The organism is Vibrio sp. V39_P1S14PM300 (assembly GCF_009904765.1).
GTDB lineage: Bacteria > Pseudomonadota > Gammaproteobacteria > Enterobacterales > Vibrionaceae > Vibrio > Vibrio proteolyticus.
The window spans coordinates 1-9,202 of sequence record NZ_WXWP01000005.1; the positions used below are offsets into that span (position 1 = coordinate 1).

Consider the following 9,202-nt stretch of genomic DNA (forward strand, 5'->3'; position numbering starts at 1 on the left):
ATATCGAGCAAAATTCACTGCGCAACCTTATATTGCATGAAATTCACTAGCCTTGATAGGGACATTACGGATAAAGAAGTAAATTGCATGAAAGTTCTGCAATTTCTGTCTGGTTGGTGTGATGCGTTAGAGAAAGCCGGAACGAGCCTGCGAGGGAGCAACCCTCGCTAAGCAATTAATACGACAGGATATTAAGCTTGTTTGAATGCTTTCATGGCCTGCAGATGTTGTGAGATTTTCTTAAATTTATGCGTCTGAGTTTGATCCCAGACGATGTCGTAATACGCCTCAAGCTCACTGGCCGTTTTGCGGTTATCATGCACCTCGTCTTGTTGGGACAATATCACCAGGCAACGGCTTTGATTTTTGTGGCGAAAATCGCTCACACATTTGGTCGCGATGTCTTCATACTCCTCCGGCCGATCAATGCGCCCCTGCATCGTGATCTCAGGATGCAGATTGGGATTGAACATCACCTGCTTGATGCCGCACAAGAAACCAATACGCTCTGACCAGTATCCCCCCAACCCCACGCCACAGATCATAGGCTCAGTGTCGCCGGACTGCTCAATGACTTTGTGCACTTCTTTCAGCAAATGCTGCATATCATGTTTCGGGTGCAAGGTGCTGTAGTTGATGAACCGGACATCATCATCGATAAATTGCAGTTGCAGTACTTTCTCGTGATTACCCGGACTGGTGGAGTCGAAGCCGTGTAGATAAATAATCATGTGTGTGTCCTCCCTGAACACCCAATTTATCACGAATGTTGTGCGTGAAAAGGCTAAGCCCCTATTTTTTATAAGCCATTAAAGACAAACAGTGATCTCAACTGCAAAACGACGCTTCCAACTGCTGGGCTGCCAGACCATAGCTTTCTTCCCCCCAGAGCTGGTGAGCCAATAGATACCAGAGCATTGCCATCATCTGTGTTCGTGGCTGCCAGGCCATCACGCCTTCTACCCAATCATCCCACTCTCGTATGTCCCGTTGTTGACAATATAACTGGATGGCTTCCAGCATCGGTAAGTCCGCCGCACCGATGGTCAGGGTAAGATCCAATCTCGGATCGGCCAGTGACGCGTACTCCCAGTCGATTACTCGCGTCCCGGTCTGGGTGGCAACCAAGTTGTAACCGGCCAAATCGAAATGGCACAACACTTTACCTGCATCCCGCAGATTTGGCGCGCTGCGCCAACGTTGATAGATATCCGTCACGCGCTCAGTTTTGCGCTCGCTATCTAGCTGCATCCAGTAATGGTCAACACGTGCTGTAAAGTTAAAAGGCGCAACGGGAATGCGGTGAATGTCCAGATCATGCACTGCGGCCAGTGTCTCTACCAAGCTGGCGACCGCCATACCCTGATGTAAGGCTTCGCCGTCAACCCATTCGACCAGCAGTCCCTGGTCATTGACCAGCGAAGGCGCAGGTGCAATGCCCGAGGGCTCAATGGCTTTAAGAATCTGATATTCCTGATGGCGTGAAATGGAAAACGCCTTAGTGATTGGGGTGATAGGCCGCCAGACGTACGCCTGACCAGAGGGAAGCACCACTTTCCAACAACGATTAGTCAGGCCCCCGGTCAGTGTTTGAGCGAACTCAGGGGCCCGATGAAAGAACGAATCTAAACTAACCAGAGACGTGTCGAGCTGACACGCCTCTTTCCATGACATCCTTGCCATCGGCGAGATCCTAGCAATGATTACAGACCCAGCAAGCTCTTCGATGCCTGCTTACGAATTTCTGTTTCGTCCGCCCATTCAATCAGACCCGTTTCCAGATCCATCAAACGCATGGTCATTTTGTAGTAGACGTCTTTGTCACTACCTGCAGACTTCACGATGCTGGACAGGTTGCCGTACAACATGTACTGCGCGCCGACCATTTTACCAAACTGAATCGCGGTGCTTTGGTTCACCAGTTGATCGTTGTTCTGGAAGTTCAGTTGCTTACGTACCGATTCCACACGATCCATATCCACAAAACGGAACTTACCCGAATTCAGCATTTTTGTGCTGATGGTGTCTGTGATGGACTCGGTATCAATGTGCTCGCTGGTTTTGTTCTTGATGCTGTCAACAAACGCGATGGGACGAGAGTTGCTGGTGATTGCCGCCACTGAACCGGAAGACAACATACTGTCTACCATCTCACCGGCAATTTTCTGCAGATCCGTCGAACCAAAATCGATGGTGGTTGTTTCTACAGCCTGCGCATCACCATAGCTGACGCGGTTCGAACAACCGCCCAGAATCACGGCCAAACCCAGTAATGCAATTACACTCTTTTTCATGTTGGTTCCTTTCTCTACCAATTCGTACCATTACAGTACGTCTCAAAACAGTTCAGGCATCTCATCAGTGAGTGCCTGGATACAAAATTGATTAATCGTCCGCTTCACGGATCTGAACGCGGAATTGGGTTCCGTTTGGATTCACAGACACTTCTGAGATAGTGACGGTTTCCATACCACGCACAATGGCTTGCTTCCACGGACCAAGCTTGTTGTTAACTTCAAGGCCGTCATTGTCGTACCAGTAGAAACGATATTGAATGTGTTGATCGCCTTTGTACTGGCTTGCCAAACGTACGATGCCACGGGCATGACCATCGACTTGCTTGGTAGTAATGTCTTCTACGTTAAGTCGACCACCCAACACATTGTCACCAAACAGGACCGTCTGAGACGCGCCGTCGACTCTCAACCCGGCCGTATTACTGGCACATCCCATCATCAGCACAGCTGCCAACGCAGCGAAAAGCCATTTTTTCATCATAGTTTTCCTAGTTGCTTATGCCAGATCGTAGCGTTACCGCCCTGGCGTGAAATCCATACCAATGCGGTCTGACCCGCTTCAACATTAAACTGATACTGTTTACCATCCACACTGAGTGTTTGGGTACCCGGTGTCACGTATCGACTGCCACTGAGCACCGCTCCCGGCAGGGTCAGCCAACTGCGCGTATCCGGCTGCTCAGTCAACGTATTCCAGACGTTGAAAATCAGATTCCCGACATCATCGCCTTTCTTGGTTGCTTCTTTTCGCAGTCTGTCTTTCGCCCAGACCCGCAGTGCCTGACGAATCACCATGGCTGGAATCCGCTCGGACAGGTCACGCTGCGCCATCAGGTTGACGTCCGTCAGTAAGTGACCACCGACCGATTGACCGTCAATAGTGTAACGACCCAAGGTGGGGATCGGTTGAGCGGGGTAATACGGCAGCGCGAGAGAATACAGCCCCACGTTGTCCCGACTGTCATAAATCGGTAAAGTCAGTCGCCAGCTTTGCATCGCCTCGACAACCCCTTGCTCTTCAATGAATAACACCCGAGATTTTCCGACCGGCATGGCTTTGTGTTTGCCGTAGCGTTTTTCCATCAAAGACACGTCCTGACGCATTCCTAACCGGCGACCAACCCGCATTGCCCCATCAATGACATCGCGATTGTCTGGCATCACCGCCAATGCACGGCGATAATCAATCCAAGCGTCATTGAGGTTGTTGGCGGTTTCGTACAGCAGCGCCGATAAATACAACAAATAGCCGTTTTGTACCGCCTGAAGCTGCTTACCCGCATCGGGGTAGTTCGACAGTACACTTCCCAGATTAGGAGAAAGCCCCTGAGACTGCATCTCTTTGGCCGCAGATTCGAGTTCTTTTTCACGCTCTTTGCGTGCTTTTTCCTGAACCTGATTACCGCGACGCATTTCCACCAGAGCCCCTTCCAGGCTGTTTTGTTGCAGGTAATTCAACCCCAGATACAGATGTAAAAACCCCAGTTCATAATCGGCAGGCCGATAAATGTTAAGATTATCGTTCACCGCGATAGAGCCGACATTGGTTGCGGTGTCCGAGACCGAAATCACCGCTTTATCCTGTTGCACCTGAACCGCTTTGTCACTGGACTCCAGGCTGGATTTACTCTGCTCATACTGCGCATTGAGGAAATACACCCGACCTTTCTCCATGTTGTCGAGTATCTCACCCGCCACTTGGTTCGGCAGTTCCTCTTCCGCTTTTTGATACTGGCCACTCTTCACCGCTTGATACATGTCCTGATTTTGTGCGCTGTAGTGGCTGAACAGATTGCCAGCGGACAAATTCGCACACGAAGACAACAACAGTGAAGATGACAGCACCAGAGCGAGTCGAATCTGACTTAGCAATTCAAACTCCGTAACACTTACTTATGGTTCTCATATTGAGCCCGGAAAGACTCCCGAGCTCCGCAACACAGGCATCAGATGCCAATCAGCTCATCAACATCGGCCCCAGCGGGCGTCCACCCAGCAGGTGCATATGGATGTGATACACCTCCTGACCACCATGTGAGTTACAGTTCATAATCAAACGGTAGCCATCCTCGTCAATCCCTTCCTCTTTAGCCAGTTGGCGGGCGACCGTAAACATACGACCGAGCGCCAACTCATCCGCTTCCTCAACTTCATTCACCGTAGGAATCAGTTTGTTTGGGATGATCAGAATGTGACTTGGAGCTCGGGGATTAATATCACGGAAAGCGGTCACCAGATCGTCCTGGTAAACCACATCGGCCGGGATTTCGCGACGAATAATTTTGCTAAAAATGGTTTCTTCAGCCATGAAGCGCTCCATTATGAGTTGGATTGGATATCAGTATGCCGATAAGTATGCTTGAAGGCTTAAAAAAGCTCAATAAAAACAGTGTTCACTTAACAGAATCATCAATCCTTCCGCAAACACAAACTAAAACTGTCTTGTACGTCATAAAACGCGTGAATCGTTCTCAATACAATGTTGATTGTTTTGTTACTTTTTTAAGACAGCGATTGTCTTTTTTAATTCAGGGAGAGTTTTATGAAGGGTTCTGTGATAAGGCGGATGTACGCCGGATTCACGTTGATCATTATTCTGTTTATCATTTCCAGCGCCATGATGATGGCCGGAATGAATCAGATTCAGTCGTACTTCCAGTCGGTCTCTAAGACCTCATTGCCTCTGGTCTCATTGTCCAATCAAACCAGTGTCAGTCTGCTCTCTGCGGACAAATCCTTTAAAGACTTTCTGACCACTCAGAATCCGGAGCGGATGGCGGAACGACGGAACGGTTTTCAACAGGCCAGCGACCAGCTAGGCCAGGCGCTGGATAAACTGAAGCAAGCCAGTCTCGGAGATAACGAGCTGGAAACCCGTATCGCTCAGTTGGAAGAGATGAAGCAACGTTACGTTACCGAAGCCAACGAAGCCATGGATAACTATCAGGCGATGTTCAAAGCGCAGGAAGACGTGCAGAAATCGACCCGGCGCTTCCAAAGGCTGCACTCTGAGCTGAGCGTGGGCATGAAAGACTACGTGGATGATCAGGACAGTATTTCGGTCAAAGTCATGGCCAAGAGCTACTTCATCAAATTAAAAGACGCCGAAGTCGTCACCTCAGATGCGCTGGCGAGTTCCGATCCTGCGTATGTGCTGGAAGCGGTGAACAAAAATAAAAAAGCCGTCACTCACTTGAATTACGCCTATCGTGGCCTGGCGACTCAAATGCCGGAAATCAAGAAGGCCTTCGACGAAGCTGTCCAGCAATTTACTACTGATATCGGTATGAAGGGCGGCGTGTTGGATCAGCACAACGATTATCTGCAAGCCAAAGCTGCGCTGTATGACAACATCGCGAATCTGGCGGTGGAAGTCGACCAAGCTATGACGATTCTGGAATCCTTTAACCAACGAGCCACTGAGCACCTGAATCAATCATTGACTCTGGCCAGCGACATTTACAAGCAAGGCGTAGTTAAAGCCATTGTGATTGGCATTGCAATTGTGCTGTTTGCCGCCGGTATTGGTTATCACATCGCTCACAGCGTCCGTGAGCCGTTGACCCGTATCCTGAAAACACTGGAAGGCCTCACCGATGGTGACATGACCAAGCGTATCGACATTCGCTACAACAACGAATTCAGCCGGGTCAGTGGGCACATCAACTCGTTGGCGGATAACCTGCACGATATTCTGGTCCGGCTCAACGATGCCTCCGACAACCTCACTACAACGGCTAATACCAACCAGCACACATCAACCAGTGCTCAGCAGCAATTGAGCAATCAACGCGAACAAACGGCCAGCGTGGCAACGGCCATGACGGAAATGGCGCACTCGGTGCAAGAAGTGGCTCAGAGCGCACAAAGCTCTCAGCAGATGGTCGAGCAAGTGGAAAACGCGTCGGAATCGGGCCGTCAGGTAATGAGCACCAATATCACGACCATCAATCAGCTCGAGTCCCGCCTCAATGAGTCGGTGCAGGCCGTCGGTGAACTGCAACGCATGAGCAGTCAAATCGGGTCGATTCTGGACGTTATCCGCAACATTGCTGAGCAAACCAACCTGCTGGCTCTCAATGCGGCTATTGAAGCAGCGCGTGCAGGTGAACAAGGACGAGGGTTTGCCGTGGTGGCAGACGAAGTCCGGGTTCTTGCCCAGCGCACGACAGAGTCCACCAGCGAAATTGAGAGCATGATCAGTAATCTGCAAACCAGCTCAAAAACCGCCGGCCAAGTGATTGAGAGCTGTATGACCGACATGGAGTTGTCGGTTGAACAAGCCTCGAATGCCAACAGTGCCATGGAAGAAATTCAGGCGCTGATCATCGAAATCAGTCACATGAGCAGCTACATTTCACAGGCGGCGGCAGAGCAGAGTCAAACCACATCCGGCATCGCTCGCAGCATTGAAGAAATCAACCTGATCGCCGACAGCAGCTATCAGGCTATGTCCGAAATTGCACAAACCAGCGCAAGCCTTACCTCTCTGGCCAATCAACAGGGTGAATTGGTTCACCGATTTAAACTGTAAACGTACTGTCAATTCTCCTCAAAGAGCGGTTTTTTGTGAAACCGCTCTTGTTTTTTATGGTCTGCAACTTTATATGAGTAGATAGAGCCACAAGCTTTCACACGGATTCCCGACATACTGACTTGTGGCACCCACGGCTTGCTTTCCTTTTCTGCTCAAATTTTTGCAAGCCATGCATGAGGAAAATATATGGCAGTTCATGTTGGCATTATCGATCAAGATCCGATCCGTTTGGTCACGCCCCTTCTTGATAACCGGACCATTAGTAAACACATTGTTTTTATTGGTGAACCCGCTCAAAAAACCATGTACCACCGACTCGCGTCGGTACTTGATAAACGCAACATTACCTCAGAATTTTTCGAAATTCCGAATGTGGTCAACACCTCAAAAATCAAACAAGCTGTGCAACGCTTAGCGCAACAGTTGCATGAGCGGGGTGAAGACGTCCGCTTGAATGCCAGCTGCGGCCTGCGCCACAGACTGTTATCGGTGTACGAGGTGTTCCGTACATACCACTGGCCAATTTTCGTTGTGGAGCCCAACAGTGACCGTTTGTGTTGGCTTTATCCCGATGGCCGCGAGGATACTCAGGTTGAAGACCTGATCACCATCTCCGATTATTTAACCATTTTTGGTGCGCGTGGCGAATTCAGCGAACATCACCTCCCCCCTCAGCTCGACCAGAAGTTGTATGAGTTGGGTGAACGCTGGGCCGGTAACGCCCTTGAGCTCGGGCCCGGTCTCGCCACACTCAACTATCTCGCCACCACGTGTCGCAAAGAACAGAAACTCGACGTCGAACTGACGGAAAAGCAGCAAGGTTATCGAGAGCTCAATATGCTGATCACCGATCTGGTCGAGGCGCAAATCGCGTCATACCAAAGTGGCATCCTGACGTTTGTGAATGAAGACGCACGACGCTTCTCCAACGGCGAATGGTTAGAGACTCTGGTCCACAGTACCGTGCGCCAGATTCAAGATGACATGCCCACCATTCAGGACCGTTCTTTGAACGTGCAGGTTTATCGAGAAATCGGCGAACGTGAAGTGCGTAACGAACTGGATGTGGCGACTGTCGTAAACAACAAACTGCACATCATTGAATGCAAAACCAAAGGCATGCGCGATGACGGTGATGACACTTTGTATAAACTCGACACCTTACGCGACCTGCTCGGCGGCCTACAGGCCCGCGCAATGCTGGTCAGCTTCCGTCCACTGCGCTACAACGACATCACGCGCGCCGAAGATCTTGGTCTGGCGCTGATTGGGCCGGAAGAGCTGAAGGATCTCAAAACCCACCTGACCAAATGGTTTGAAGAGGCTGGTGGTAAAGAAGACGACCTGGATTGATACGAAAAAACCCGCTAGCAGGCGGGTTTTTTTAATGATGAGTCAACCGTATGATTAGCTGTCGTCTTCGGTAAAGTTAGTCGGTAAAGTGGTCTTCATCTGGTTCCAGATGTGCGCACTCTCCATACCATAATGGCGGACAACCAGAGGGATCTGTTCACGGTTACCGGTTTCACACACATCAAGCAGTTGACGGTAGAAATCCAGAGCCAGATCTCGAGCCTTCGGATTCGAGAAGTAGTAGCTGCCCACTCGATCATACAATTTGCGTAGGCCGTTAAAGATCAGACCGTAGATCTGATTGCCAGAATGGAACGCAAGACGCTGGAACAACATATAATCGTAGAAGTTGAACGTCTTAGCGATCAGAATTTCCTGGCGCTTCTGTTCGTCTTTTTCACCGTCGTCTTTAACTTGCTGAATGATCTTATCCGCATAGGGTGACACTTCGATAAACTTATCCCAGGATTCCGCTTTGAGCAGCGTTTCACACGACTCAATCACGTTACTGATGGTGCGCTCGGAGCTCTCTTTGTTCACTTTAAAAGCGTAGCGCATAAAGATAGGACTGATGTTGGTACGCGCCGCCAGTAAATCTTCAACGATATTAGTTGCGTTATCAACATCAAGCGTCATCAGCGTATCGAGTATATGCAAACCGGACGTTTCCATAAACTGATTCACTTTGGTCGGTTTACCGTGTTGAATCGTCAACCAACCATCACGTGCCAAGCGCTGCAGCACCTCACGCAATGTCGTTCGGGTAACACCGATCAGTTCGGAGAGCTCGCGTTCGGCAGGAAGAATAGAGCCAGGCGGAAAGCGACCATTCCAGATGCTTTCAATAATGTATTTTTCAGCGAATCCTGCTGGGCTTTTTGCCTTAATGACCATTAATTTGTTTTCCGGTATTTATCATTTATTGGGTCTAATATAACTCATCATACCACTAGTTTTCACACTACGGAAACCTGTAGCGCGTAAACTGACCTCACGCTGACGATAGAGTATATGC

Annotated in this window: 9 protein-coding genes; 2 read left to right on the forward strand and 7 right to left on the reverse strand. The window is 49.7% G+C overall.

What is annotated here, in order from left to right; translation table 11 throughout:
* Positions 1 to 191: 191 nt before the first annotated feature.
* The 6 genes from ycfP to hinT form a co-directional block, all read right to left on the reverse strand.
* Positions 192 to 731, reverse strand: coding sequence for an alpha/beta hydrolase YcfP (ycfP, locus tag CAG65_RS00485; protein ID WP_161451423.1), 540 nt, complete (start codon positions 729 to 731; stop codon positions 192 to 194).
* 97 nt (positions 732 to 828) lie between these two features.
* On the reverse strand, positions 829 to 1,683 hold the full coding sequence (locus CAG65_RS00490) for a phosphotransferase (protein ID WP_161451426.1): 855 nt from the start codon (positions 1,681 to 1,683) through the stop codon (positions 829 to 831).
* Between the two features lie 20 nt (positions 1,684 to 1,703).
* Positions 1,704 to 2,294 carry a penicillin-binding protein activator LpoB gene (lpoB, locus tag CAG65_RS00495; RefSeq protein WP_021704154.1) on the reverse strand — a complete coding sequence of 197 codons (591 nt, stop codon included), beginning with the start codon at positions 2,292 to 2,294 and terminating at the stop codon, positions 1,704 to 1,706.
* Between the two features lie 91 nt (positions 2,295 to 2,385).
* On the reverse strand, positions 2,386 to 2,775 hold the full coding sequence (locus tag CAG65_RS00500) for a YcfL family protein (RefSeq protein WP_021704155.1): 390 nt from the start codon (positions 2,773 to 2,775) through the stop codon (positions 2,386 to 2,388).
* On the reverse strand, positions 2,775 to 4,169 hold the full coding sequence (locus tag CAG65_RS00505; protein ID WP_161451428.1) for a COG3014 family protein: 1,395 nt from the start codon (positions 4,167 to 4,169) through the stop codon (positions 2,775 to 2,777). Before CAG65_RS00505 ends, CAG65_RS00500 begins: the two co-directional genes overlap by 1 nt.
* Before the next feature lie 85 nt (positions 4,170 to 4,254).
* The gene (hinT, locus tag CAG65_RS00510) at positions 4,255 to 4,605 is read right to left on the reverse strand and encodes a purine nucleoside phosphoramidase (protein WP_021704157.1); all 351 of its coding nucleotides are present in this window, start codon (positions 4,603 to 4,605) and stop codon (positions 4,255 to 4,257) included.
* A 234-nt stretch (positions 4,606 to 4,839) separates the two neighbouring features.
* Between hinT and CAG65_RS00515 the strand changes: the two genes are divergently transcribed.
* Both CAG65_RS00515 and CAG65_RS00520 read left to right on the forward strand, forming a co-directional pair.
* Positions 4,840 to 6,831 carry a methyl-accepting chemotaxis protein gene (locus CAG65_RS00515; RefSeq protein WP_161451430.1) on the forward strand — a complete coding sequence of 664 codons (1,992 nt, stop codon included), beginning with the start codon at positions 4,840 to 4,842 and terminating at the stop codon, positions 6,829 to 6,831.
* Positions 6,832 to 7,020: 189 nt separating this feature from the next.
* Positions 7,021 to 8,187, forward strand: coding sequence for a DUF1887 family protein (locus tag CAG65_RS00520; RefSeq protein WP_021704159.1), 1,167 nt, complete (start codon positions 7,021 to 7,023; stop codon positions 8,185 to 8,187).
* 54 nt (positions 8,188 to 8,241) lie between these two features.
* On the opposite strand, the gene fadR is transcribed toward CAG65_RS00520, so the two are convergent.
* Entirely contained in the window at positions 8,242 to 9,081 is an 840-nt protein-coding gene (fadR, locus tag CAG65_RS00525) for a fatty acid metabolism transcriptional regulator FadR (protein ID WP_021704160.1), read from the reverse strand.
* Between the last annotated feature and the right edge of the window lie 121 nt (positions 9,082 to 9,202).